This is a genomic window from Curtobacterium sp. MCLR17_045, from assembly GCF_003234405.1.
In the GTDB taxonomy this organism is placed as follows: Bacteria; Actinomycetota; Actinomycetes; order Actinomycetales; family Microbacteriaceae; genus Curtobacterium; species Curtobacterium flaccumfaciens.
Map to the genome: position 1 here is coordinate 32363 of NZ_QKTB01000007.1, position 25672 is coordinate 58034.

Genomic DNA, 25672 nt, shown 5'->3' on the forward strand with positions numbered 1-25672 from the left:
CCGTCCGTCAGGTCGTGCAGCGGGGCTTACGCCTCGACCGCGACCTTCTCCGGGTCCTCGTTGGAGCCCGGCGCGCTCGGCGCGACCGCGGCGCGCACGCGCGCACCCAGCTCGGCGTCGACGTTCGTCCAGTAGGCGAACACACGCTCGCGCAGGTCGTCGCGCGTCACCTTCGAGACGTGGCCGGCGATGTTGCCGACCAGGCGCTCACGGGCGGCGTCGTCCAGGACCTCGCGGACGAGCGTGCCGGCCTGGCCGAAGTCGTCGTCCTCCGGGTGCAGGGTCGCGGCGGAACGCTGCAGCGCACCGTCGGACTCCCAGCCCGGGGCGTCGTCGGTCGCGTTCGGGTCGGCGTGCGCACCACCGAGCGAGTTCGGCGCGTACACCGGCACCTCGGACTTCTGGAAGTCGAAGCGCATGCCGCCGTCCTTCGAGTACGAGTGGACCTCGTTCTTCGGGGCGTTCACCGGCAGCTGGGCGTGGTTCGTGCCGACGCGGTACCGGTGTGCGTCCGCGTAGCTGAAGATGCGCGCCAGGAGCATCTTGTCGGGGCTCGCCGCGATGCCGGGCACGAAGTTCGAGGGGGCGAAGGTCGCCTGCTCGATCTGCGCGAAGTAGTTCTCCGGGTTGCGGTTGAGCTCCATCGTGCCGACCTCGATGAGCGGGTAGTCCGCGTGCGGCCACACCTTCGTCAGGTCGAACGGGTTGAAGCGGTAGGTCGCTGCGTCCTCGTAGGGCATGACCTGCACCTTGAGGGTCCAGCGCGGGAAGTCCTGACGCTCGATCGCGGCGTGCAGGTCACGGATGTGGAAGTCCGCGTCCTCACCGGCGATGCGGTCGGCGTCCTCCTGCGTCAGGGTCTTGTGGCCCTGCTCGGTGATGAAGTGGTACTTCACCCAGAAGCGCTCGCCCTCGGCGTTGATCCACTGGTAGGTGTGCGAGCCGAAGCCGTCCGTCTCGCGCCAGCTCGCCGGCAGGCCGCGGTCGCCCATCAGCCACGTGACCTGGTGCGCCGACTCGGGCGACAGGGTCCAGAAGTCCCACTGCATGTCGTGGTCGCGCAGGTGCGAACCCGGCAGGCGCTTCTGCGAGCGGATGAAGTCGGGGAACTTGATGCCGTCGCGGATGAAGAACACCGGGGTGTTGTTGCCGACGAGGTCGTAATTGCCCTCTTCGGTGTAGAACTTCAGCGCGAAGCCGCGGGGGTCGCGCCAGGTGTCCGGGGAGCCCTGCTCACCAGCGACGGAGGAGAAGCGGGCCAGCATCTCGGTTTGCTTGCCCGGCTGCAGGAACGCAGCGCGGGTGAAGCGCGAGACGTCCTGCGTGACGGTGAAGGTACCGAAGGCGCCGCCGCCCTTGGCGTGCACGACCCGCTCCGGGACGCGCTCGCGGTTGAACTGGGCGAGCTTCTCGACCAGGTAGTGGTCGTGCAGCGCGAGGGGGCCGTCGGCCCCGACGCCCATCGAGTGCTCGTCGCTCGAGACGGGGGCGCCGCTGTTGGTCGTGGTGGTCGGGGTGCCGGTCGGCGTGTTCTGGTCGGACACGGTTCCTCCTGGAGGTGGGACGTTGGTTCGGTCAGGGGTGCTCGGGTGGTTCGGGGTCCGGCGCGTCGTGCGGCCGGTGCGGTGGGCGGTCGCCGTCAGGCGGGCGTGGGGGCGCCGGGCGCCTGCGCGCTCGCGTCGGGCGCGTCTGGGTGGTCGCGCTCTGCGTCGTCGCGCTCTGCCGCTGCGCAGCGCTCGCAGATGCCCCAGTAGGTGACCTCGGCGGTGGTGACCGCGAAGCCGTGGGTCTCGGACGGGGTCAGGCAGGGCGAGTGGCCGACCGCACAGTCGACGTCCTCGATCGCGCCGCACAGCGTGCAGACGATGTGGTGGTGGTTGTCACCGGTGCGGCGCTCGTACCGGGCAGGGCTACCGGCCGGTTCGATGCGGCGGACGAGCCCGACGCCGGTCAGGGCGTTCAGCACGCCGTAGACGGCCTGGTGACTGGTGGTCGGCAGCTCCACGGCGAGCGCGGTGACGATGTCGTCCGCGGTGGCGTGCGGCATCGAGTCGGTCGCTCGGAGCACCGCGAGTCGTGGGGTCGTGACCCGGAGCCCCGAGGAACGGAGCAGATCGGCGTCGGCGTCCATGCTGAGCCTTTCTTTTGCAGGAATCAAGACAACGCGTTCACTGTACACGAGCTTCTGCTGCCGACCAGCGAGGGGACGCATGCCACCACCGGAATACGAAGTGTCACGATCCGGTCGCGATCAGCTGGGACGACACTGGACCGACCGTTCCGCACGCTAACGTCCGGACATGTCCACGAGCCAGGGTCTGCCTGAACAGGCGAACAGCACCGCGGACGTCCGGGGGATCATCGCGAAGCGGGACCTGGTCGTCGACCTCATCCGGACGGCCTGCGTCGTCCTCGTCGTCATCGTGCACGTCACGATGGTCGGCGTCGCCGCCGACGACCAGGGGGTGCGGGTCACGAGCCCGCTGCAGGAACTCCCCTGGTACGTCGCTGCCACCTGGGTCGGGCAGGTGATGCCGCTGTTCTTCGTGGTCGGCGGGTTCGCGAGTGCCGTCGGCTGGCGCAGCACCGTCGCCCGTGGTGCGCCGAGCCCCGCCCGCGACTTCCTGGCCACCCGCCTGGTGCGGCTGTTCCGGCCCGCGGTGCCGCTGTTCGTGTTCCTCGCGCTCGGGCTCGGGGTCGCCACGGCCGCTGGCACGCCGCCGGAGCTCCTGGCCGAGGTCGCGTTCGGCATCGGTTCGCCGCTCTGGTTCCTGGCGGCCTACGGCATCACCCAGTGCTGCGTCCCCGTGATGATGCGCCTGCACGAGCGAGCACCGTGGGCCACCCTCGCCGTGCTGCTCGTGCTCGCCGGGGCGGTCGACGCCGTCCGCCTGGCCACCGGGGTCGCCGAGGTCGGGCTGCTCAACCTCGGCCCGGTGTGGCTCTTCGCGCAGCAGCTCGGGTTCCTCTGGGCCGACGGCTGGTTCGCTCGCCGCTCGAAGGTGCTCCTGCTCGGCATCGCCGTCGCCGCGTACGCCGTGCTCGTGCCGATGACCTCGGTCGGGCTCTGGGCACCGGACATGCTGCAGGACCTCAACCCGCCGATGCTCCCGCTGGCGTTCCTGGCGATCGCGCAGGCCTGCCTGGTCCAGCTCGTGCACGCGCCGCTCACCCGGCTGATGCGCACCCGTGCCGCGCTCGGGGCCGTGTTCGTGCTCGGCCGCGACGGCATGACGATCTACCTGTGGCACCTGCCGCTGTTCATCGCACTGAACGGCATCGCCCTGCTCGTCGGGGTGCCGTTCCCGGCGCCGGGCTCCGGTCCGTGGTGGGCGTCGCGCATCGTCGCACTCGTGGTGGTGCTCGCCGTCGCGATCGGGGTGGCCCGGGCCCTGCGCTGGTTCGACCGGCCGCTCCCCCGGCTGCTGCCGTCGGCCGACCGTCCGTCGTGGCCGGTCGTCGCGGTCGCCGCCCTCTGCACGATCGGCCCGGCGTTCCTCGTGATGCAGCTGCACCTGTCGTTCGGCGTCGCGCTCGTCGGCGCCGTGGCCGTACCGGTGGGCGTCTGGCTGCTGTCACGGACCGTCCCGGCACCCGGGGTCGCCCGGATCTGAACCGGTTCTCACCGTCGCGGGGCCACGACGGACCAACGGCGGACGTCGGGCGGACGGAGGATGGTTCCGGCGGCGCGAAGGACGAGTCCGCCTGATCCCCAGGAGGCTCCCCACGCCGTCGACACCCGAGTTCTGGAGCACCTGGCGGTTCGACCCACTGGCGGCGGTGCTCCTCGTCGTCGCCGCGCTCGCCTACGGCCGCTGGGTCGTCGGAGCGGTCCGACGGGGTGCCCGGTGGCCGTGGTGGCGCACGCTCGCCTTCGCCACGGCGCTCGTGCTGTTCGGCGTGCTGCAGTTCGGCATCGTCGGCGTCGACGACGAGCGGTTGCGCTGGGCGTTCGTCCTGCGGGCCGCCCTGCTGTTCTTCGCGGTCCCCACCTTCGCCGCGCTCGGTGCGCCCGTCGCACTGCTCCGGATCGGAGGCCCGGCTCGCCTTGCGCAGGTCGCCGACGCGGTCATGGGGTCACGTCCGGTGCGGCTGCTCGGCAACGCGATCGTCGCCCCGCTGGTCGCGCTCGCGCTGTTCGCCGTCCTGCTCACCCCGTTCTCGGCGGTGATCCGGGAGTCCCCCGCCTGGGCCGCCGTCATCACCGTGACCGTGCCGGCGCTCGGGTTCGGCCTGCTCGCGCCGCTGTCCGAGGTCGGCGTGCTCGTCTCGTCGACGTTCGCCACGGCCGAGTTCCTGCTCGCGTTCGTCGAGCTCGTCATCGACGCGGTGCCCGGCATCGTGCTGCGGATCACGAACCACGTGCTCGACGGGTCCCTCGTGCCGGTGGTCGGGCGGGCCTGGTACCCGTCGCCCCTGCAGGACCAGCACCTGGCGGGCGACCTGCTGTGGTTCATCGCCGAGGTGGCGGACATCCCCGTGCTCGTCGCCCTGTTCATCCGGTGGCAGCGGACCGACCGCCGCGAGGCCCGGGACGTCGACGCCCTGACCGACGAACAGATGGACGAGCTGACCCGAGCGCACCTGCAGCGCCGCAGTTGACGGGCGGGGGTGAGTCCCCGACACGAGTGAGCAGAAGAAGTCGAGTACCCGGAGGTGACTCGACTTCTTCTGCTCACTCGTTGGGCGCCGAAGCGCTCGTGCCCTACTTCGACGGGGCCCCCGCGGGCTCGGCGTCGGGCTGCGTGGTGACCGATCCGGTCTGCTGCCACGCGACGGTCTGCTTCGGCTTCGCCAGGAACAGTGCGGCGACGATGGCCACGATCAGCACGATCGCCGGCAGGTAGAGCGACTCACCCATGGCCTTGGAGAACGGCTCGAGCAGGAAGCCCGGCAGCGCGCCGACCTGCTGCTCGGCGCCACCGGCCGTGGCCCCACCGGACGACGCCGGGAAGTTCGCGGTGATGCGGGCCTCCATCAGGGCGGCGATGCCGGCGGAACCGAGCACCGCACCGATCTGGCGGGTGGTGTTGTAGACGCCCGAGCCGGCACCGGCCAGCTTCGGCGGCAGGTTGCGCGTCGCCGAGACGGACAGCGGTCCCCACATGCAGGCGTTGGCGAGACCGAGGAGCGCGCTCGGCAGGAGCACCCAGCCCCACTCGGCACCGCTCGACAGCAGGGCGCCGAACCAGAACAGGCCGACCGAGAAGCAGGCGAGCCCGAACGAGGCGACCCAGCGCGGGTTCCAGCGGTTCAGGTTCTTGCCGACGATCGGCGCGAGTGCGGCGGACAGCACGGCCTGCGGCACGAGGAGCAGTGCGGCCTGGGTCGGCGAGAAGCGCAGGACGTCCTGGGCCCACAGCATGATCGGCAGCGCGAACGAGGCGATCGCGACACCGACGGCCGTGATGGCGACGTTGGCCAGCGTGAAGTTGCGGTCCTTGAACAGGCCGAGCGGCAGCAGCGGCTCGCCCTTCTGCACGCCCTGCCAGACGACGAAGCCGGCGAGCACCACGAGGCCGACGATGATGAGCGACCACACCGAGATCGGGCCGGCGATGACGCCCCAGTCGTAGGTCTCGCCCTCCTGGATGCCGAAGACGAGCAGGAACAGACCCGCTGCCGACAGGAAGATGCCGAGGTAGTCGAAGCGGTGTCCGTGCCGCTCGAACGACGGCACGAAGCGCTGCGCGAGCACGAACGCGACGACACCGACGGGCACGTTCACGAAGAAGATCCACTCCCAGCCGAAGCCGTCGACGAGCAGGCCGCCCACGATCGGGCCGACGAGCGACGCGACACCGGCGACGGCGCCCCAGAGGCCCATGGCCGCGCCGCGGTTCTGCGGCGGGAAGATGCGCGTGATGACCGACATGGTCTGCGGGCTCATCATCGCGGCGCCGAGACCCTGCACGACGCGGGCGACGATCAGCACCTCGATCGAGCCGGCCAGGCCGCACCACAGGCTGGCGAGCGTGAAGACCACGAGGCCGATCTGGTACATGACCTTCGGGCCGAAGCGGTCACCGAGCCGGCCGGTGATGAGCAGCGGCACGGCGTAGGCGAGCAGGTAGGCGCTCGTCACCCAGATCACGGAGTTGATGTCCGCGTCGAGCTTCTGGGCGATGGTGGGGGTGGCGACCGACACGATGGTCGAGTCGACGAGGATCATGAAGAACCCGACGACGAGTGCCCACAGGGCAGGCCACGGCTTCTTCTCGGTCGTCCGCGGAGGCGTGACGGTGGTCATCGAGTGGTTTCCTTGCTGTTCGTGGTGGTGTCTGCGGACGCGACGGAGGCGTCCCAGGAGATGTGGCCGGCGGCGATCCGGTCGGCCGTGGCGGCGAGCCACTCGATCTGCGTCGTGAGCATGGCACGCACGTACGACACGTCGAGCCAGTACCGCTCGGGCAGGTCCTTGGCACGGACGACCCCGAGGATCTCGTCCGTCTCGTCGCGCTGGGCCCGGAGTGCGACGGCCCGTGCCCGGAGTGCGGACTCGGCCTCGTCGACCGACAGGTTCTCGATCTCGGCGACGGCCAGGTGGAAGACGGGGTACTCCTCGGCCGGTTCGGCGATCAGCCGGACGAGCCCGTCGTGCAGGGCCGTCCACCCCTCGTCCGTGATGGCGTAGGTGGTGCGTTCCGGACGGTTGCCCGCCCGGTCGGTCCCCACGACCTCGGCGAGGCCGAGCTCCACCAGGCGGCCGACCTGGTGGTACAGGGTGCCGGGCCGGACCTTGACGTTCCGGCCGTCCCGGCGGTGCGTCATCGTCTGGAACATCTCGTAGGGATGCGTCGGCCCCTCGGCCAGGAGCCCGAGCGCGGCGAACGCGAGTGGCGTGAGCGACGGCACACGTGCCTCCAGTCCGCTTGTTCGTTGTTGACTATTCGAAGTGGAATATACGCGTTGGAACAGACATGAACAACCGCACAGCAAGGGCCGGTCTGGAGGCCCGTGGTCGTCCCGGCGTGTCGCGCGCGCCCCGTAGACTGGTCGCGTCCCCCCACCCCTGAAGTGCTGGAGAGAACACGTGCCAACGATCGTCGTCGAGGTCATGCCCAAGGCCGAGATCCTCGACCCCCAGGGGAAGGCCGTGGGCAACGCCCTGGCCCGCCTCGGCAAGGCCGACCTGACCAACGTCCGCATCGGCAAGCGCTTCGAGGTGACCGTCGACGGCCCCGTCGACGACGCCAAGCTCGCCGAGGTCCGCGACATCGCAGCCGACGTCTTCTCGAACGCGGTCATCGAGGACGTCGTGTCCGTGACCGTCGAAGGCCAGTGACCCGGATGCGCATCGGCGTCATCACGTTCCCCGGCTCGCTCGACGACCGCGACGCCCAGCGCGCCGTCCGTCTCGCCGGTGCCGACCCCGTCGCCCTCTGGCACGGCGATCACGACCTGCAGGGCGTCGACGCCATCGTGCTGCCCGGTGGGTTCTCGTACGGCGACTACCTGCGTGCCGGCGCGATCGCCGCGAAGGCCCCGATCATGGCCGAGGTCATCGACGCCGCCGGCAAGGGCATGCCCGTGCTCGGCATCTGCAACGGGTTCCAGATGCTGGCCGAGGCCCGTCTGGTCCCCGGAGCGCACACCCGCAACGCGCACCAGCAGTTCATCCGCCGCGACCAGAAGCTCCGCGTCGAGACCACCGCGACCGCCTGGACCTCCGGCTTCAGCGCCCAGCAGGAGATCACCATCCCGCTGAAGAACGCCGACGGCCGCTTCGTCGCGGACGCCGACACAATCAAGCGCATCGAGGACAACGGCCAGGTCGTGTTCCGCTACGTCGGCGTGAACCCGAACGGCTCCATCGACGACATCGCCGGCGTCTCGAACGAACGCGGCAACGTCGTCGGCCTGATGCCGCACCCCGAGCACGCGACCGAGGCCGGGTTCGGCCCGGACACCCCCGCTGCGATGGCCTCGGGCACCGACGGCCTGACCTTCTTCACCTCCGTGATCGAGCACGCGCTCGTCAAGTGACAGGGAACAACGACACCGTGACGACACCCGTTCGCCCGAAGCCCGACACCGTGCAGGACGCGGCAGCCACCCCCGACAAGGAGCAGCCGTACGACGCGCTGGGCCTGAAGCCGGACGAGTACGCCCGCATCAAGGAGATCCTCGGCCGCCGCCCCACCTCGGGCGAGCTGGCGATGTACTCGGTGATGTGGAGCGAGCACTGCTCCTACAAGTCCTCGAAGAACTACCTCCGTCAGTTCGGCAAGAAGGTCACGCCGGAGATGACGAAGAACCTGATGGTCGGCATGGGCGAGAACGCCGGTGTCGTCGACGTCGGCAACGGCTGGGCGGTGACCTTCAAGGTCGAGTCGCACAACCACCCGTCCTACGTCGAGCCGTTCCAGGGCGCGGCCACCGGTGTCGGCGGCATCGTCCGCGACATCATCTCGATGGGCGCCCGCCCCGTCGCCGTGATGGACCAGCTCCGCTTCGGCGCGATCGACCACGAGGACACCGCACGCGTCGTGCACGGCGTCGTCGGTGGCATCTCGTTCTACGGCAACTGCCTCGGCCTGCCGAACATCGGCGGCGAGACCTACTTCGACCCGGTGTACCAGGGCAACCCGCTGGTCAACGCCCTCGCGGTCGGCGTGCTCCGCCACGAGGACCTGCACCTGGCGAACGCATCCGGTGCCGGCAACAAGGTCGTCCTGTTCGGTGCCCGCACCGGTGGCGACGGCATCGGCGGCGCGTCGATCCTGGCGTCCGACACCTTCACCGAGGGCGGCCCGACCAAGCGTCCGGCCGTGCAGGTCGGCGACCCCTTCGCCGAGAAGGTGCTGATCGAGTGCTGCCTCGAGCTGTTCCAGAAGGACCTGGTCGAGGGCATCCAGGACCTCGGCGCCGCAGGCATCTCCTGCGCCACCTCGGAGCTCGCGAGCAACGGTGACGGCGGCATGCACATCTCGCTCGACGACGTCCTGCTCCGCGACCCCACGCTCACCGCTGAAGAGATCCTGATGTCGGAGAGCCAGGAGCGCATGATGGCGGTCGTCCGCCCCGACAAGCTCGACGAGTTCCTGGCCGTCGTCGGCAAGTGGGAGGTCGAGACCAGCGTGCTGGGCGAGGTCACCGGCACCGGCCGACTCGTCATCGACTGGCAGGGCCAGGAGATCGTGAACGTCGACCCGCGCACGGTCGCCGTCGACGGCCCGGTCTACGACCGCCCGGTCGCCTACCCGACCTGGATCGACGCGCTGCAGGCCGACACCGCTGCCTCGCTCGACCGACCGGCCGACGGCCCCGCGCTGAAGGCACAGTTCCTCAGCCTGCTCGGTTCGCCGAACCTGGCGTCGAAGAACTGGGTCACGAACCAGTACGACACCTACGTGCTCGGCAACACCGCGCTGTCCTTCCCCGACGACGGCGGCATGATCCGCGTCGACGAGGAGACGGGCCTCGGTGTCGCCATCGCCACCGACGCGAACGGCCGCTACTGCCAGCTCGACCCGAAGCAGGGTGCACGTCTGGCCCTGGCCGAGGCCTACCGCAACGTCGCCGTGACCGGTGCCGTCCCCGCCGCCGTCACCGACTGCCTGAACTTCGGCTCCCCCGAGAACCCCGAGGTCATGTGGCAGTTCTCCGAGGCGGTCGAGGGCCTGGCCGACGGCTGCATGGAGCTCGGCATCCCGGTCACCGGCGGCAACGTGTCGTTCTACAACCAGACCGGCTCGACCCCGATCCACCCGACGCCCGTCGTCGGCGTGCTCGGGATCATCGACGACGTCGCCAAGCGCGTGCCGTCCGGGTGGCAGGACGACGGCCACAACATCTACCTGCTCGGCACCACGAGCCTCGAGCTCGACGGCTCCGCGTGGGCCGGCACCGTGCACGGCCACCTGGGCGGGCGTCCGCCGGCGGTCGACCTCGAGCGCGAGAAGGCCCTCGCCGAGCTGCTGTACGCGGCGTCCGGCGAGCAGCTGCTCACCAGCGCACACGACCTGGCGGACGGCGGCCTCGGCCAGTCGCTCGCCGAGTCCGTGCTCCGCTTCGGCATCGGCGCCCGCGTGGTCCTCGACGAGCTCGAAACCCGCGACGGCATCGACACCGCGACGGCGCTGTTCTCCGAGTCGACCGGTCGCGTCATCGTGACCGTCCGCCGCGAGGACGACGTCCGGTTCCAGGGCATGTGCGACGGCCGGGGCTTCCCGGTGCTGCGCATCGGCGTGACCGACGCGACGTCGAGCACGCTCGAGGTCCAGGGCGCGTTCGAGGCCACGGTCGACGAGCTGCGCGGCACCCACGCCGCGACGCTGCCGGCGCGCTTCGGCGACGTGATCGTCGAGGACGTCACCGAGGGGTACGTCGGCCGCGGGCCGCTCGACTCCGACGGTGCCTTCTCGCCGCGCACCGACGCCTAGGCCCGGGTCGCGGATGCCGATCGTCACCCTGCCCTTCGCCGAGCTCGTCGACCGGTTCGGCCCCGTGCCGGACGGGATCGAGCTGGACGTCTGGGACGTCGAGTCGCCGTACGGTCGCCCGGACGACGTCGCGATCACGTTCCTGCCGTTCTACTTCGAGGGGCGGCACCGCTGGCAGTTCGTGCACGACCTGCCCGAGCTCCAGCTGCTGCAGCTGCCGAGCGCCGGGTACGAGCACGCCGTCCCGCACGTACCCGGTCACGCGCAGCTGGCGAACGGTCGCGGCATCCACGACGACGAGACCGCCGAGCTCGCGGTCGGCCTCGCGCTGACGTCGCTCCGTGAGATCTCGGCGTTCCAGGTCGACCGTGCCAACGGCGTCTGGGACGCCCGCGAGACCCGATCGCTCGCCGACCGCCGGGTGACCGTCGTCGGCTACGGGGCGATCGGGTCCGCGATCGCCACCCGGTTCGAGGCGTTCCGCACCGAGGTGACGGTGGTCGCCCGGACCGCTCGCGAGCAGGACGGCCGGCACGTGCACGCGTTCGGCGAGCTGCCCGAGCTCGCCCCGACGACCGACGTGCTCGTGCTCATCGCGCCGCTCACCGCCGAGACCGAACGCCTGGTCGACGCGGAGCTGCTCGCGGCGCTGCCGGACGGCGCCCTCGTGGTGAACGTGGCGCGCGGCAAGGTCGTCGACACCGACGCCCTGGTCGCCGAACTGCGGTCGGAGCGGCTGTTCGCGGCCCTCGACGTCACCGACCCGGAGCCCCTGCCCGCCGGACACCCGCTCTGGACGACGCCGAACACCGTGCTCACCCCGCACGTCGGCGGCAACACCGACCTGAGCGTGCCGCGGTCGATCGAGCTGATGCGCAAGCAGGTCGCCGCGCTGGCCGAGGGCCGCCCGTTCGAGAACCTGATCGAGTTCTAGCGCGCTGCGGCTCCGAACACGCCGTCGTCTCGCTCGCACGCCGCGGTGTCGTCGAGACGCCGCCGAATTCGGGGGCTTCTCGACGACTTCGGGGCGTCACACGAACACGCCGGCGTCACGCGGGCACGAACACGCCGGCGTCAGAGCGGGACGACGCAGGTCGGGGTGCCGACCGGGATCTGTGCGACGGCTTCGCCGGGCATGCCCTCGGCGTCGAGCGGCAGCACGGCGACGGCGTCGGACATCTGGTTCGCCACCAGGACGAACCCGGGCACGCGAGCGAAGTGCCGCGGCCAGACCCCACCGCAGGACACCGACCCGACGACGGCGAGCCCGCCGTCACGCGCGTCGAGCACCACGAGCAGGTCACGCCCGCGCACCGCCACGTACACGCGGCCGGCCTCGTCGACCTCGATGTGGCTGAGCAGCGACTCCCCCACCGCACCGTCGAACGTCGGCACGGCGGCGATCGTCACGAACGACCCGGAGTCGTCGCGGCGCAGGCGGTGCACACGCCCGTCGAGTTCACCGGCGACGAGCAGGTCACCGTCGATCCAGGCCATGTGCCTCGGGCCGGCGCCGGGGGTCACGTGGTGCACGCGGAGTGCCTCGATGGCGGGGACCCCGTCGGCCGACACCGTGACGCGGAACTCGTGCAGGGCATCGCCGCCGAGGTCGGCGACGAGCACCGTGCCGTCCGGGGTGGCGATCGACTGGTGGGCGTGCGGGCCGTCCTGGCGGTCGTCGTCAGGGCCCGTGGCATCGGGCAGCACGGCGACCGCGACGGCCTCGGCCGGCACCGAGCGCTGGTCGGCGTCCCCGTGCAGCACCACGCCGTCGCTGGCGGTCACCGAGGCGGCGTGTGACTCGGCCGGCGCGAGGGAGATCGCCGTGACCGTGCCCGAGACGTAGTTCGTGACGACGAGCGCGCCCGAGGGATCGACCCGCACGTGGCACGGGGCGTCCCCACCGGCGGGGCCGTCCCACAGGTGCTCGAGTGCGCCACCCTGCAGCCGGAAGGCCGACACGGCACCGTCGTTCGTCTCGGAGACCGCGTAGACCCGGTCACCCGAGACGGCGAGGAACGAGGGGTCGTCGAGCACCGCGACGGTCCGGGGTGCCGGAACAGCTCCGACCGGCCCGGCGTCGACCAGGGAGATGCCCGTGGCGTTGCCGCCACCGGTCGCCGTGTACGACCCGATGAGCAGCGACGGCAGCTCGGCGCTCATTCGTCGCGGCCCGCGATGCGCTCGTGGTGGTGGATGACCTCGGCGACGATGAAGTTGAGGAACTTCTCGGCGAAGGCGGGGTCGAGGTGGGAGTCGGCGGCGAGCGAGCGGAGCCGTGCGACCTGGATCCGTTCGCGGTCCGGGTCGGCGGCGGGCATGCCCGACTCGGCCTTCAGGTGCCCCACGCGCTGCGTGTACTTGAAACGCTCCGCGAGCATGTGGATCACGGCGGCGTCGATGTTGTCGATGCTCTGCCGGATGCTCCGCAGTTCGTCGACGGCGTTCGCGTCGGCCTCGGACAGGGTGACGTCGTCGTTCATGGTCCGAGCCTACTGGCGGACGTGCAGCGGAACCCGGCCCGCTGCTGCGAGAATGTGCACATGTCGGTCCTGCTGGTGATCTCGGGTGTCTGTGCGGTCCTCGCGGGCCTCATCCACGTGTACATCTTCTTCCTCGAATCGGTCATCTGGACCAGTCCGCAAGCGCGCCGGATCTTCGGCATCGCTTCCGAGACCGAAGCCGTGGCGACCCGTTCGCTCGCCTTCAACCAGGGCTTCTACAACCTGTTCCTGGCGATCGGGGCGATCCTCGGCGTCGTGCTCGTGCTGGCCGGCAACACCGTGAGCGGCTGGACCCTCGTGGTGTTCTCGACCGCGAGCATGCTCGGTGCCGCGGTGATCCTGGTCGGCTCGGGTCGCAAGTACGTCAACTCCGCGTTCAAGCAGGGCACGCTCCCCCTGATCGCGCTGCTCTTCGCGCTGCTGGGCTCCACCATCGGCGTCTAGCCCAGCTCACCCTCCCCCGAACTGCGAAAGCGACAGGGTGCCACCGAACATCGGCGGCACCCTGTCGCTTTCGCGGTGCTGACCAGCGGTGCTGACCAGCAGAACCGGCCAGCAGCAATGACCTGCCCTAGCCGAGCTTCTCCTCGAACTGCGCCGGCAGCTTGTCGAGCGCCCACTCGATCGCAGCCGTGGTGCCCATCGAGAACGCGGACGACACGTCCTTGTCGTCGAAGACGATCGAGTGTCCGGCCTCGACCGACGGCACCTTCTGGAACAGCTTGTTCGACGAGGCCTCTGACGCGTCGACGTAGATCGGCAGGATCAGCGTCAGGTCGGCGTCGAGCAGGTCGAGGTTCTCGTCGGACAGGTGCACGGAGAACTCCTTGCCGGCCTGCTCGTCGATGGCCTTCGGGATCTCGAAGCCGAGGTTCCGCATGAAGGTCGAACGGCTGTCCGTGGAGGCGTACGCCCCGAAGCCCTCGGAGCTGTAGGCACCGACGACGGCCGTCTTGCCCTCGAAGTCCGGGTGCGCCTTGCGTGCTGCGGCGTAGGCGTCGTCGAGGCCGGAGAGCAGCTTCTTGCCCTCGGACTCCTTGCCGAGCGCCTTCGCGATCATGGTCGTCTGCTGCTCGGTCGACGCGAGGTAGTTCGCGCCGCCCTTCGGGATCGCCACGGTCGGTGCGATCGCGGAGAGCTTGTCGTACCGCTCCTTGTCACCCGAGGACTTCACGTCGAGGATCACGTCGGGGTTGAGCTTGAGGATGTCCTCGTAGCTCGGCTCGAGCGTCTGGATGATCTTCGGCGACTTGTCGTACGCACCCTTGAGCCACGGACCGACACCGTCGCCGCCGAACGCGAGCCAGTCGCTCGCACCGACCGGCTGCACACCGAGCTCGAGCGCGGTCTCGGCGTCGCCCCACCCGAGCGCGACGACGCGCTTCGGCGCCGACTCGATGGTGGTGGTGCCGAGGCCGGTCGTGATCGAGACCGGGAACGCGGCGTCGGAGGACCCCGACGACGCCGAGTCGGTCGAGGAGCCGGAGCCGGACGCGCAGCCGGCGAGGACGAGGGACGCTGCGACGACGGCGCCGGCTGCGGCGAGCACGCGTCGGAGACGCAAGGGAGAACGGTTCACGAAGGGTAGCCTAACCTAACGGGGTGCGCAGGAAAACGGCTGGCTAGGCTGGGTGACCGTGGCGTTCACCGATCCAGGCCGCACGCACCTCGCGGTGCTCGGCTCCCCCATCGCGCACTCGCTCTCGCCCACGCTCCACGCTGCGGCCTACGATGCGCTCGACCTGCCCTTCACCTACGGGAGGCACGAGGTCGCGTCCGGCGAGCTCGCCGCGTTCGTCGCGGGGCTGGGTCCGGAATGGCGTGGGCTGAGCCTCACGATGCCGCTCAAGCGCGAGGTGCTGCCACTGCTCGACCGCACCACCCCGCTCGTCGACGAGCTCGGGGTCGCCAACACGGTCGCGTTCCGCCACGAGGGCTCCACGATCGTCCGAGCCGGCGCGAACACCGACGTGCAGGGGCTCGTCCGCCCGGTCGAGGCACTCGGACACCTTCCCGGCGAGGCCACGATCCTGGGCGGCGGAGCCACCGCGGCGAGCGCCCTGACCGCTGCCGTCCGGCTCGGGGCGTCGCTCGTCCGGGTGTTCGTCCGCGACACCGCGAAGACCCGTGCGCTGGTCGACCTGGCCGTCCGGCTCGGGGTGACGCTCGAGGTGCATCCCCTGACCGAACTCGCCGGCACGCACCACGGGTTCGTCCTCTCGACGCTGCCGGGTGGCGCCGCCGACCCGCTCGAGTTCCGGCCGTCGGGGCCGGACGCCGTGCTGTTCGACGTCGCCTACGAACCGTGGCCCACCGCGGTCGCCAGCCGCTGGACCGACGCCGGGGGCCGCGTGCTGAACGGCCTCGACATGCTCACCGAGCAGGCGATCGGGCAGATCCGGTTCTTCCTGACCGGTGACGAGGACGAGCTGCTGCCGGACGAGGCCGGGGTCCGCCGGGCGATGCGCACCGCGGTCGACCTGCCCGCCGTCATCGGCAGCTAGCCGGCGCCGGCAGCCCTCGATCAGCGGCGGGATCGCGCCTCGGCGTCGAGGAGCGCGACGGAGACGTCCCACAGCCGATCGGCCTGGTCCGGATCGAGGGCCCAGGGCAGCGCGCCGTGCAGGCCGTCCTCGATCCGCTCCACCACCGACGCTTCGTGGCAGTCCTCGAAGTACCGGCCCGTGACCCCGTCGAGTTCCGGTGCGGTGGCGAGCAGGACCGAGGTCGCGGCTCCCTGCTCCGGGGTCTTCACGGCGTCGGCCGCGGCGATCTTCGTGGCGGCCAGCACCTCCGGGTCCCAGTGCTTCTGCAGCCCGGTCCAGATCCCGCCGGGCATGAGGGCGTTCGCGGTGATGCCGTCGGCGGCCCACCGGCGGCCGGCAGCGACGGCGAACAGCACGTTGGCGGTCTTCGACTGCCCGTACGCGAGTCCGGGCTCGTAGCGGCGCCGGCGGAAGAACAGGTCGTCCAACACGACGGGCGAACCACCGTGGCCGCTCGACGACACCGAGACGATCCGTGCCGAACCCGAGGCGGCCAGGGAGTCGTGCAGCCCGAGCGCGAGGGCGAAGTGCCCGAGGTGGTTGGTCGCGAAGTGCGACTCCCACCCGGCGGGCGTGTACGACTCGGGCGCGTCCATGATGCCCGCGTTGGCGACGAGCACGTCGAGCGGCCCCGACCACGCTGCGGTGAAGGCCTCGACGGAAGCCGGACGGTCCAGGTGCAGCTCCACGACGGCCGGTGCTTCCGTCCCGGTCGTCCGGGCGATGTCGTCCGCCACCCGTCGGCCGGCATCGACGTCCCGCACCGCGAGCGTCACGCGCGCTCCGGCTCCGGCGAGCGCTCGGGAGGTCTCCACGCCGATGCCGGACGCAGCACCGGTGACGACCGCGGTGCGCCCCGACAGGTCGAGGCCGTCGACGACCTCGGCGGCCGTGGTCCGGTCGCCGAAGCGGGTGAGGTCGCGTGCGGGCATGTGGGCTCCTGTCAGCTGGCGTGGTGCGCAGTCGTCAGGCGACCACGCCGTCCACGTAGAACCATCGTCCCTGCTCGCGGACGAAGTCGCTCGTCTCCTCGAGCGTGCCGCGCTCGTCGTCGGAACGCCACCACGCGCGGAACGTGACGGTGCCGTGGGAGTCGAACGGGCCTCCCGAGCTGGTCGCCAGCACGTCCAACCGGGTCCAGCGCTGGGTCGGGTCCAACTCGAGACCCGCCGGACGGGTGCGCGGGTGCCAGGTGAGCAGCAGGTACTCCGGCAGGCCCAGCGCGAAGGCGCTGAAGCGGGAGCGCATGAGCCGTTCCGCGGTCGGTGCGACGGCCCCGGCGTGCAGGGGGCCGCAGCACTCGCCGTAGGGGTTGCCGCTCAGGCAGGGGCAGCGCGTCGTGTCGGTGACCACCGGCCGAACGCTAGTCGACGATGGACAGCGTGACGGTGATGTTGCCGCGGGTGGCGTTCGAGTACGGGCAGATCTCGTGTGCACGCTCGGCCAGGCGCTGGCGCTGCTCCTGCGGGGCGTTCGGGGCGTAGACGTCGAGCTCCACGGCGAGGCCGAAGGCGCCGTTGCCGGTGCCGCCGATGCCGACCTCGGCGGAGACCTCGGCGCCGGTGGTGTCGACCTCGAGCTCCTTGCCGGCGGCGTGCAGGGCGCCGAGGAAGCACGCGGCGTACCCGGCGGCGAAGAGCTGCTCGGGATTGGTGCCCTCGCCGCTGCCGCCCATCTCCTTGGGCGGGCGGGTGTCGAGGTCGAGCCGGTCGTCCTCGCTGCGGACGTGCCCGTCGCGGCCGCCTCCGGTGGCGTGGGCGGCGGCGGTGTAGACGATGTCGAGACTCATGGTCCGAGGTCACCGTGCTCGCCTGGACGAATCCTGAGCGGCAGCACCACGTGGCGGGTGCGGCGGCTCCGGGCGCAGGGCGCTCGGGCGTGTCCGGGTGGGGGCTGCGGGTGCGCCGTGCATCGAGTGAGCAGAAGATGTCGAGTCCCCCGCCAGCACCCGACATCTTCTGCTCACTGAACGCAAAGCGCGCGGGCACCCCGCACCAGCGGCGGGTAGACATGATTGATGTTCACGCTCGGCTGGCAGGTCTTCCGCCGGCACGTCACGGACGTGCTGGATCCGGCACGCGTCCGCCGTGCTGCCCTGTGGTCCGGCATCGCGGCGGTCGTCGCGCTGGTCGGCATGGCCGTCCTGGAGGCCCGGGTCGGCTGGACGGGGACCACTCCGGTCCGCAGCGTGGTCGCGATGGTGCTGCTGGCACTCGGCGTCGGACTGCTCACCTTCGCGTGCATCCCGACGTGGCAGCCGCCGGACCCCTCGACCACGATCAACGGTCGGCAGGTGCGGCCCTCGTGGCAGCTCGCCGCCCGGGGAGCCACGCAGCTGTACGTGCAGCGTCGGCCGGTGCCGGTCCTGCCGGAGCACCGCGACATCGTCCGCACCGATACGGTCCTGCTGCGGCGGGGGTTGATCGGCATGCTCGCCCGCGTCGCACCGTTGCTCGGTTCGGGGCTCGTCGCCGTCCTCGGGGCGTTCGTCCTCGGGGCCGCCAGCGGGTTCCAGGCGCTCTTGATCGCGGTGTACACGATCGGGCTGTCGGAGTACGTCGTCCGCCTCGGCCGCTCCGAACGAGCCCGCCTGGCCGCCGAGTCCCTCGACCCCGCACCCGCACCCGCACCCGAGACGCCCGCACGCCCCACTTCGTGAGCAGAAGCGGTCGAGTCGCCGTCGGGCACTCGACCATTCCTGCTCGCGAAGCGTGAACGGCGCGCCCCGACGCGCACCACTGTCGGCGGCGACGGGCACACTGGGCGCATGTGTGGAAGGTTCGTCGTCTCCGACACCACGGCCGATCTGTTGCCCGAGCTCATGGGCGAGCTCGCCGCCCGGACCGAGCACGTCGACGAGGACACCGGCGAGGTGCACCCCGGCCTCGCCCCGAGCTGGAACGTCGCCCCGACCGACCCCGTGTACGCCGTCCGCCAGCGGCACGGCGAACGCGAGCTGCCGCAGATCAGCTGGGGCTTCGTGCCGAGCTGGGCGAAGGACTTCCAGAAGCAGCGCCCGAAGCCGATCAACGCCCGCATCGAGACCGTCGCGACGAGCGGCATGTTCAAGCGGGCCTTCGCCACGAACCGCTGCATCGTCCCGGCGCAGGGGTACTACGAGTGGGTCGTGCGCGAGGACGGCAAGGAACCCCACTTCGTGCACGAACCAGGCGGCGCCCTGGCGATGGCCGGCGTCGTGAGCGCATGGCCCGACCCCACGAAGCCCGAGGGCGACCCGGACAAGTGGCGCCTGTCGCTCGCGATCATCACCCGTGACGCCCACGTCGCCCCGGGCGAGGTCCACGACCGCATGCCCGCGTTCCTGACGCCCGACGGCTACGACGACTGGCTCGGCGGCGACCTGCACGCCGACGACCTGCTGGCCCTGCTCGACCACGAGTCGCTGACGGTGGCCGCGGGCCTGGAGCAGTACGAGGTCTCCCGCACGGTGAACAGCGTGCGGAACGACGGACCGCAGCTCATCGCGCCCGTCGCGTAGGCGGTCGCGCCCCACGCGCGGACAGGAGGCCCGGATCACCGCAGCGGGTCTGCTGCGGTGATCCGGGCCTCCAGTCCGGTGCCCTGTTACGGACGTGCGCTGCGGCGGATGCCCGGCGCGACGCGGACCGCGATCCGTCGTCGGGTCACCAGGAGCACGCCCGCCAGCATGAGCGCGAGTGCCGCGAGCCCGAGGCCGACCAGCCCGGTCACGCCCGTGAAGGCGAGTTCGGTGCCGTGGACGATCGCGGCGAGCCCGGTCGGGAACGTGACCGTGACGGTCGCGGTGACCGTCTGTCCCGCGCTGTCGGTGACCTCGTAACCGACGAAGGTGGTTCCGGTGAAGCCTTCCTGCGGGGTGAAGACGACCCGGCCGTCGCGGATGGTCCACGTGCCCTGGTCGGCGACGACCACGCGGTCGGTCGGTGTGCCGGACTCGGGGTGGAGCAGGTGCAGCGTGCCCGGCTCGAACGTGGCGCCGCCGGAGGCGGAGTCGTTGTCGAGCGGATCCACGACGACCCGGTGTCCGACGATCCCCGTGGCGGAGTCGTCGGTGGCGACCGCCGCGGCGACCACGGTCATGGTCGCGGTGGCGGTGGCCGTCTGCCCCGAGGCGTCCGTCACCGTGTAGGTGAAGGTGTCCGTGCCGGTGAAGCCGGCGGCCGGGGTGTAGACGTACGCGCCGTTCCGCTGGATCGTCACGGTGCCGTGGGCGGGCTTCCGGGCCGGGGCCGCCGTGAGGCCGGTGCCCTGGTCGTCGGCGAGCAAGCCGTGGCGGGCGTCGCGGGTGACGGGTGTGCCGGACACGGTGTGCCCGGAGTCGTCCGCCGCGGCGATGCCGACCGTGATCGTGACGGTGGCGTCGACCTGCTGCTCCATCGAGTCCTGCGCACGGTACGTGACGGTGTCGGTGCCCGAGAAGCCCTTCGCCGGGGTGTAGACGAACGTGCCGTCGGCGGCGATGGAGGCCGTGCCGTGACGGGCCTGACCCACCGCGACGACCGTCAGGGCGTCACCGTGGTCGTTGCCGAGCACGCCGTGGCCGGCGACCCGGACCGTCTTGCCGGCCGTGGTCGTGGCCTTGTCGTCCTTCGCGGCGGGGGCGACGTCGATGACGACGCGGGCGAACGCCGCGGTGCCGTCGGCGTCGTTGGCCGAGTAGGTGAACCAGTCACGACCGGACCAGTTCGACGTGGGCGTGTAGACGTACGAGCCGTCCTTCTCGAGCGACAGTGTGCCGTTGAACGGCTTCGTCTCCATGGCGGCCCAGAGCCCACGACCGGAGTCACCGACCAGCACGCCTTTGTCGGCGGTCATGCGCATGCTGCGGTTCGTCGACATGGTGTGCCAGTGGTCGACCGCGGCGACGCCGACGACGACCGTGACCGTCGCGGTCGAGGTCCGTCCGGCGCCGTCGGTCACCGTGTACTCGAACGTGTCCGCGCCGGAGAAGCCCTTCGCCGGGGTGTAGACGAGCGAGCCGGGCTCGGTGCCCTCGGTCACGGTGCCGTGCTCGGCGCGGCCGTGCGCCGTGACGGCGAGGCCGGTGCCGCGGTCGTTGCCGGTCAGGGTCGCGCCGCTGATCGGCAGCGCGGTGTTGGCCGCGGTGCGCAGGGCGTCGGCGACCGCGGTCGGCGTGACGGTCACGGTGACGGTCGCCGTCGCGGTGCCGCCGGTCGGGTCGGTCACCGTGTAGGTGAACGTGTCCGTGCCGGAGAACCCGTCGGCGGGCGTGTACGTGACCGAGCTGGCACCGGTCGGGCCGGTTGCGCCGCCGCCGGTTCCGCCTGCCGTCGTGCTGCCGGTGATCGTGGCGGTGCCGTGGCCCGGCTTCGACACGGCGGTGACGGCGAGCTTCGAGCCCGAGTCGTTGCCGGTGACGGCGACGTCGACCGGGGTCGCTGCGCTCGTCGTCGCGGTGTCCGCGACGGCCTTCGGGGCGACGACGATCGTCACGGTGCCCGTGGTCGTCCCGCCGGAGCCGTCGGTGACCGTGTAGTCGAACTCGTCCGGGCCGGAGTAACCCGGCTCGGGCTTGTACGTGTACGAGCCGTCCTCGTCGACCGTCACGTCACCGTGCGAGGGCTTGGTGTGGTCGGTGACCGCCAGGTCGGTGCCCTTCGCACCGTCGAGCAGTCCGGTGCCGGCCGGCACGGTGGTGGTGGCGTCGGCCTCGGCCGAGGTCGACCCGCCACCGGCGACCGGGGTGACGGTGACCGTCACGGTGCCGGTGTTCGTGGTGCCCGACGGGTCCGTCACCGTGTAGGTGACGGTGTCCGTGCCGGAGAAGCCGTCCTTCGGCGTGTACGTGATCGTGCCGTCGTCGTTGCGGGTCGCGGTGCCGTTCTTGCCGTCGGTGACGGACACGACGGTCAGGCCCGTGCCGTGGTCGTTGCCCGTCAGGGCGCCGGAGGTGACCGTGGTGCTGCCGCCCGCCGCGACGGTGACGGTGTCGGGCTCCGTGCCGGGGCGGACCGTGACCGTCACGGTGCCGGTGGTGGTGCGGCCGGCGGGGTCCGTCGCCGTGTAGGTGAAGGTGTCCGTGCCCGAGAAGCCGTCCTTCGGCGTGTACGTGTACGAGCCGTTCGCGGCGAGCTCGACCGTGCCGTGTGCGGGCTGCTGGTCGACGGTCGCGGTCAGGCCGGTGCCCCGGTCGTTCGCGAGCACGCCGTCGCCCTTCGCGACGGTCAGCGTCGAGCCGGCGGTGGCGGTGGCGGTGTCGGCCGTGGCGCGGGGGCCGACGACGACCGTGACGGTACCGGTGGTGGAGCGACCTGCTCCGTCGACCACCGTGTAGGTGAAGGTGTCCGTGCCCGAGAAGCCGTCGGCCGGGGTGTAGACGACGCGGCCGGTGGCACGGTCGAGCGTGACGGTGCCGCGGGCGGCGCCGGTCTCGCCGGTGCCGGTGCCGGTCTCGCCGGTGCTGTTGCCGGTGCCGCTGCCGGCGCCGCCGGCGGCCCCGCCTGCGGTCACGTCGGTCACGGTCAGCCCCGTGCCCCGGTCGTTGCCGGTCAGGGTGGCGGCGTCGATGGTCAGCGCCTGGTCGGCCCGGGTCGACACCGTGTCGGCGGTCGCGACGGGTCGCACGGTGATCGTGACGGGCGCCGCACCGGTGGTGACTCCGCTGCCGTCGGTCACCGTGTAGGTGAACGAGTCGATGCCGGACGCTCCGGCGGTCGGCGTGTACTCGACCGAGCCGTCCGCAGCGACGACGGCCGTGCCGTGGGACGGACCGGTGACGATCGTGGTCTCGAGGTCCGCACCACGGTCGTTGGCCTGCACGTCGATCGTCACCGGGGCGCCGGAGTCCGTCGACGCGGTGTCGGCGCCGATGGTCGGGTTGACCGTGATGGTGACGGTCGCGGTGCTCGGCGAACCGGAGCCGTCGACCGCCGTGTACGTGAACGCGTCGGGGCCGGAGTACCCCTCGGCCGGCGTGTACGTGAACGTGCCGGTGGCCTTGTCGAGCGTCAGCGCACCGTGCGAGGGGGACGTGTTCGACGCCACGGTGAGCCCGGTGCCGGAGTCGTTGCCGAGCACGCCGGTCGCCCGGGTGTCGGCCGTGGCGGTGCCGCCCGCCGCGACCTTGACGGTGTCGTCCTGCGCGGCCGGGGCGACCTGCACGGTCACCGTGACGGTGTCGGTCCCGCCGCTGCCGTCGGTCACCGTGTACGTGAAGGAGTCGGTGCCGGAGAACCCGGCTGCCGGGGTGTACGAGTACGAGCCGTCCGGACGCACCGTCGCCGAGCCGTGGGCGGGGGTGCTGTTGCCCGTGACCGTCAGGCCGGTGCCCAGGTCGTTGTCGAGCACGTTGCCGGTCGTCGATGACCCGGCCGTCGCGGTGACGCCATCGGCCGTCGCGGTCGGCAGGACGGTGAGCCGCACCGTCGCGGTGACAGTCGCGCCGGAGCCGTCCTTCGCGGTGTACGTGAACGAGTCCGGGCCGGAGTACCCCTTGTCGGCGCCGTAGGAGAACGACCCGTCGGGGCCGATCTTCACCAGACCGTGCGACGGCCGACCGTGACCGGTGAGGGTCAGGTCCGACCCGCGGTCGTTCGTCAGGACGCCCTCCGCGGCGTCCACCGTGAGCACGGTGCCCGCGTGCACGCTGTAGGCGTCGTCGGAGCCCTTCGGTGCGACGGTGACGGTCACGGTGCTGGTCGAGGTCTGCCCCGACGAGTCCTTCGCCGTGTACTGGAACGTGTCCGAGCCGGAGAACCCGCCGGCCGGGGTGTACGTGTACGAGCCGTCGGCCGCGACCGTGGCGGTGCCGTGGGCCGGCGTCGTGTTCGAGACCACGGACAGGCCGGTCCCCTGGTCGTTCGCGAGCACGCCCGAGGCAGCCGGCACCGACAGCGCCGTGCCCGTGGGGGTCGTGGCGGTGTCGCTGCTGGTGGTGACGTGCGTGGCCTGCAGCGTGTTCGTGAAGGTGACCAGGACGTCCGTGCCGTCCGCGGTGGTGGCCGCCGGGAACGTGAAGGTCCCCGTGGTGCCGGTGCCGCTGGCGACGACCGCGTCGCTGTTCAGGTTCACGGCCTTCCACGTGGTCGTGTAGTTCGACGGGTCGGTGGTGCCCACCGCCGTCTGGCGGGCCGTGTAGGTCTTGTTCGGGGTCGACAGGACCGCGCCCGCCTTCTGGGGCTGGGTGCCGGCGGCCGTGCCGTTGGTGGTGGCCGTGTTGCCCGTCGAGACGCCGCCGCCGGTCACCGCCAGGCCGAACTGGTCGGACGGACTCCACCGCTGATCGACACTCGACTGCGCCGCCAGGGTGTTGGCGTAGTTGCAGGACGCCAGGTCGCTCGGTGCGTAGCCGTTCGCGATCGTGAACGTGCTGACCTGCGCGCCCGAACCCGGATCGATCTTGTACATGGCGGAGCCGACCGAGGCGAACAGGTAGCCGTCGGACGAGAACGCGATGCCGGGGCTGCCGCTCGTGCTCGCGTCGATCGGAAGGGTCGCGACCTTCGAGGTGGTCAGAGCCGTGGTGCCCGCGGTCGTCGGGACCGTCTCGGTGTCGACGCGACGGATCTCGTTGCCGGTGACGACGAACAGCAGCCCGCGGGTGCTGAACGCCATGTCACCGTTCTTGTTGGTGAGCAGGTTGCCGATGGTGCCGACCTGGCCGATCTTCGCGCCGGTCTTCGTGTCGTACGCACCGAGGTACGCGGGGTTCGCGCCGCTCGCGTAGTAGTAGATGCCGGTCGCCGGGTTGATCGCACCGCGGAGCAGCTGGTGGCTGCCGTTCGGGTCCGCGGCGGTCACGTCGGCGATCCGGGCATCGTTCACCGCGTCGTACCCGGTGATCGTGTTGCCGTTGTTGATCGACGCGTACGCGGCGACACCGTTGCGGGCGACCGCGAGGGCGTTGTCGCCCGGCGCCATGCTCGTGACGTTCGTGACGGCACCGGTGGTGGCGTCGATGGCGGCGAGCTGGTTCGCGGCGGTGTTGATGCCGTACAGGGTGTTCTGGTCGCAGGACAACGCGCCGGCTGCGGCGGCGGGGTCGGCCACGACGGCCTGGGTCAGACCGACGCCGGCGAGGAGCGCGGCGCCGAGCATGGCGACGGCGCGCAGGCCGGGACGGCTTCTGGGCACAGCGGTGCCCGGGTTCGTACGCTGCATGATCACTTTCGGGTCGAGACGATGCGGGCACCGAGACCGACCGGAGGATCAGGGAGAACGGTCGTTGGCGCCAGGTTGATCCTGGCAGTTCCTCGTGTTCGGGTGGGGACAATCAGGGTCCCCAATAGGGGGGACCACTCGTTCAGGGGTCACGCCGCAGCCCGGCACGTCACGGCGCGCCACGGCCCGTCGTCGCGACCCGTTCGCGCCCCGGGCGCACGGAAGAACCCCCGCCGGCAGGCCGGCGGGGGTTCGAGGATCAGCGAGCGATCAGCAGTGGATCACGCGGTCGGACGGATCACGTCCGGCAGCAGCACGTGCAGGCGCTCGGACAGACGCGCCTTCGCTTCGTCGAGGGACCGGAAGTCCCCGACGTACTCACCGAAGGTGTCGGAGACGAAGAAGTGGGTGCCCTGGCGGTCGACGGTGCCGCCGTAGTAGCCGCCGTAGTTCGCGACCCACAGACCGGTGTCGGCCTGGGCCCACGAGATGCGGACGGGGGCTGCCTGCACGGGAGCCACGACCTGGGCCTCGATCTCGGCGATGACCTCGATCGTCTGGGTGTCCAGGGTCACCTCGGCCTGCTGGCGGTGGGCGACGGTCGTGCTCATGGTGCTGCTCCTTCGTGCTGTGCTGCGTACTGGGTGGTGCCGGTGGTTCCGGGTGGTGCGGGCGTCGCGATCGACGCCGGTGGAGCTGGTGTCCGTCGTCGTCACTCGACCGGCCGGATGACCGGCGGGAGCATGACGTGCAGCTGGTCCTCGAGCTTGGTCTGTGCCTCTTCGAGGGAGGAGAACTCGCCCACGACGAGCCCGAAGGTGTCGGAGGCCACGTAGCGGTCGTCGCGCTTGTCGACGCTGCCGCCGAAGTACCCGCCGTAGCCGGCGATCCACTCGCCCTGGTCTTCCTGCACCCAGGTGACCTTGGCGCGCTTGGGGCGCGAGGAGAGCGCTGCATCGGCCTCGAGGATCGCGATGGTGTCCACGGTGTCGGTGTCGAGGGTGACCTCGGCCTGCGTCGCGTTGTTCACGGTGATGCTCATGTCGCTCTCCTTCACGATCCGGGGTACATCTGCTGACACCAGAACGCTACGAGAAGTGCCGAGGGGATCGCCAGC

At 71.2% G+C, this 25672-nt stretch carries 23 protein-coding genes; 10 read left to right on the plus strand and 13 right to left on the minus strand.

The features are described from left to right. Positions 1–26: 26 nt before the first annotated feature. A complete protein-coding gene (locus DEJ05_RS06830; RefSeq protein WP_111110070.1) occupies positions 27–1544 on the minus strand; it encodes a catalase in 1518 nt (505 codons plus the stop codon). A 95-nt stretch (positions 1545–1639) separates the two neighbouring features. Beyond that, a complete protein-coding gene (locus DEJ05_RS06835) occupies positions 1640–2131 on the minus strand; it encodes a Fur family transcriptional regulator (protein WP_258376101.1) in 492 nt (163 codons plus the stop codon). A 169-nt stretch (positions 2132–2300) separates the two neighbouring features. Between DEJ05_RS06835 and DEJ05_RS06840 the strand changes: the two genes are divergently transcribed. Both DEJ05_RS06840 and DEJ05_RS06845 read left to right on the plus strand, forming a co-directional pair. Further along, the gene (locus DEJ05_RS06840) at positions 2301–3614 is read left to right on the plus strand and encodes an acyltransferase (protein WP_111046660.1); all 1314 of its coding nucleotides are present in this window, start codon (positions 2301–2303) and stop codon (positions 3612–3614) included. 166 nt (positions 3615–3780) lie between these two features. Continuing rightward, positions 3781–4602 (plus strand): cytochrome c oxidase assembly protein, encoded by an 822-nt coding sequence (locus DEJ05_RS06845; protein WP_111046659.1) that lies wholly within the window; start codon positions 3781–3783, stop codon positions 4600–4602. A gap of 103 nt (positions 4603–4705) precedes the next feature. Here DEJ05_RS06845 and DEJ05_RS06850 read toward each other — a convergent pair whose 3' ends face one another. Both DEJ05_RS06850 and DEJ05_RS06855 read right to left on the minus strand, forming a co-directional pair. Further along, positions 4706–6250 (minus strand): DHA2 family efflux MFS transporter permease subunit, encoded by a 1545-nt coding sequence (locus tag DEJ05_RS06850; RefSeq protein ID WP_027465025.1) that lies wholly within the window; start codon positions 6248–6250, stop codon positions 4706–4708. Continuing rightward, positions 6247–6855 carry a PadR family transcriptional regulator gene (locus DEJ05_RS06855; protein ID WP_181433132.1) on the minus strand — a complete coding sequence of 203 codons (609 nt, stop codon included), beginning with the start codon at positions 6853–6855 and terminating at the stop codon, positions 6247–6249. Before DEJ05_RS06855 ends, DEJ05_RS06850 begins: the two co-directional genes overlap by 4 nt. Positions 6856–7033: 178 nt before the next feature. Here DEJ05_RS06855 and purS point away from each other — a divergent pair, with 178 nt between their 5' ends. From purS to DEJ05_RS06875, 4 genes are read left to right on the plus strand one after another with little or no spacing between them, the layout of a single operon-like run. Then, positions 7034–7285 carry a phosphoribosylformylglycinamidine synthase subunit PurS gene (gene purS / locus DEJ05_RS06860; protein ID WP_017886272.1) on the plus strand — a complete coding sequence of 84 codons (252 nt, stop codon included), beginning with the start codon at positions 7034–7036 and terminating at the stop codon, positions 7283–7285. 5 nt (positions 7286–7290) lie between these two features. Beyond that, a complete protein-coding gene (gene purQ, locus DEJ05_RS06865; protein WP_027465024.1) occupies positions 7291–7986 on the plus strand; it encodes a phosphoribosylformylglycinamidine synthase subunit PurQ in 696 nt (231 codons plus the stop codon). 17 nt (positions 7987–8003) lie between these two features. After that, a complete protein-coding gene (gene purL, locus DEJ05_RS06870; RefSeq protein ID WP_258376102.1) occupies positions 8004–10385 on the plus strand; it encodes a phosphoribosylformylglycinamidine synthase subunit PurL in 2382 nt (793 codons plus the stop codon). Positions 10386–10398: 13 nt separating this feature from the next. Continuing rightward, positions 10399–11319 (plus strand): 2-hydroxyacid dehydrogenase, encoded by a 921-nt coding sequence (locus DEJ05_RS06875; protein ID WP_111033674.1) that lies wholly within the window; start codon positions 10399–10401, stop codon positions 11317–11319. 140 nt (positions 11320–11459) lie between these two features. Here DEJ05_RS06875 and DEJ05_RS06880 read toward each other — a convergent pair whose 3' ends face one another. Both DEJ05_RS06880 and DEJ05_RS06885 read right to left on the minus strand, forming a co-directional pair. Continuing rightward, the gene (locus DEJ05_RS06880; RefSeq protein ID WP_111110072.1) at positions 11460–12548 is read right to left on the minus strand and encodes a beta-propeller fold lactonase family protein; all 1089 of its coding nucleotides are present in this window, start codon (positions 12546–12548) and stop codon (positions 11460–11462) included. Continuing rightward, the gene (locus DEJ05_RS06885) at positions 12545–12868 is read right to left on the minus strand and encodes a chorismate mutase (RefSeq protein WP_111110073.1); all 324 of its coding nucleotides are present in this window, start codon (positions 12866–12868) and stop codon (positions 12545–12547) included. Before DEJ05_RS06885 ends, DEJ05_RS06880 begins: the two co-directional genes overlap by 4 nt. Positions 12869–12928: 60 nt before the next feature. Here DEJ05_RS06885 and DEJ05_RS06890 point away from each other — a divergent pair, with 60 nt between their 5' ends. Further along, positions 12929–13333: a DUF1304 domain-containing protein gene (locus tag DEJ05_RS06890; protein WP_084740587.1), complete on the plus strand. Its 405-nt coding sequence runs from the start codon at positions 12929–12931 to the stop codon at positions 13331–13333. A 127-nt stretch (positions 13334–13460) separates the two neighbouring features. On the opposite strand, the gene DEJ05_RS06895 is transcribed toward DEJ05_RS06890, so the two are convergent. Continuing rightward, positions 13461–14468 carry an iron-siderophore ABC transporter substrate-binding protein gene (locus DEJ05_RS06895; RefSeq protein ID WP_071404382.1) on the minus strand — a complete coding sequence of 336 codons (1008 nt, stop codon included), beginning with the start codon at positions 14466–14468 and terminating at the stop codon, positions 13461–13463. 58 nt (positions 14469–14526) lie between these two features. Between DEJ05_RS06895 and DEJ05_RS06900 the strand changes: the two genes are divergently transcribed. Next, on the plus strand, positions 14527–15393 hold the full coding sequence (locus DEJ05_RS06900) for a shikimate dehydrogenase (protein ID WP_181438312.1): 867 nt from the start codon (positions 14527–14529) through the stop codon (positions 15391–15393). A gap of 20 nt (positions 15394–15413) precedes the next feature. Here DEJ05_RS06900 and DEJ05_RS06905 read toward each other — a convergent pair whose 3' ends face one another. The 3 genes from DEJ05_RS06905 to DEJ05_RS06915 are packed head-to-tail and all read right to left on the minus strand — an operon-like array spanning position 15414 to position 17224. Beyond that, positions 15414–16367 (minus strand): SDR family NAD(P)-dependent oxidoreductase, encoded by a 954-nt coding sequence (locus DEJ05_RS06905; RefSeq protein ID WP_111110074.1) that lies wholly within the window; start codon positions 16365–16367, stop codon positions 15414–15416. A gap of 34 nt (positions 16368–16401) precedes the next feature. Continuing rightward, entirely contained in the window at positions 16402–16788 is a 387-nt protein-coding gene (locus tag DEJ05_RS06910) for a YchJ family protein (RefSeq protein ID WP_111110075.1), read from the minus strand. 10 nt (positions 16789–16798) lie between these two features. Next, the gene (locus tag DEJ05_RS06915) at positions 16799–17224 is read right to left on the minus strand and encodes an organic hydroperoxide resistance protein (RefSeq protein ID WP_027465016.1); all 426 of its coding nucleotides are present in this window, start codon (positions 17222–17224) and stop codon (positions 16799–16801) included. Between the two features lie 228 nt (positions 17225–17452). On the opposite strand from DEJ05_RS06915, the gene DEJ05_RS06920 reads away from it, so the two are divergent. Together DEJ05_RS06920 and DEJ05_RS06925 are read left to right on the plus strand one after the other, a co-directional pair. Then, positions 17453–18094: a hypothetical protein gene (locus DEJ05_RS06920; RefSeq protein WP_111110076.1), complete on the plus strand. Its 642-nt coding sequence runs from the start codon at positions 17453–17455 to the stop codon at positions 18092–18094. Between the two features lie 108 nt (positions 18095–18202). Further along, positions 18203–18934 carry an SOS response-associated peptidase gene (locus tag DEJ05_RS06925; RefSeq protein WP_111110077.1) on the plus strand — a complete coding sequence of 244 codons (732 nt, stop codon included), beginning with the start codon at positions 18203–18205 and terminating at the stop codon, positions 18932–18934. Positions 18935–19020: 86 nt separating this feature from the next. Here DEJ05_RS06925 and DEJ05_RS06930 read toward each other — a convergent pair whose 3' ends face one another. The 3 genes from DEJ05_RS06930 to DEJ05_RS06940 form a co-directional block, all read right to left on the minus strand. Beyond that, entirely contained in the window at positions 19021–24528 is a 5508-nt protein-coding gene (locus tag DEJ05_RS06930; RefSeq protein ID WP_146245038.1) for an Ig-like domain-containing protein, read from the minus strand. 308 nt (positions 24529–24836) lie between these two features. Beyond that, the gene (locus DEJ05_RS06935; protein WP_217499688.1) at positions 24837–25166 is read right to left on the minus strand and encodes a hypothetical protein; all 330 of its coding nucleotides are present in this window, start codon (positions 25164–25166) and stop codon (positions 24837–24839) included. 101 nt (positions 25167–25267) lie between these two features. Continuing rightward, on the minus strand, positions 25268–25597 hold the full coding sequence (locus tag DEJ05_RS06940; RefSeq protein WP_071248415.1) for a hypothetical protein: 330 nt from the start codon (positions 25595–25597) through the stop codon (positions 25268–25270). Positions 25598–25672: the final 75 nt, after the last annotated feature.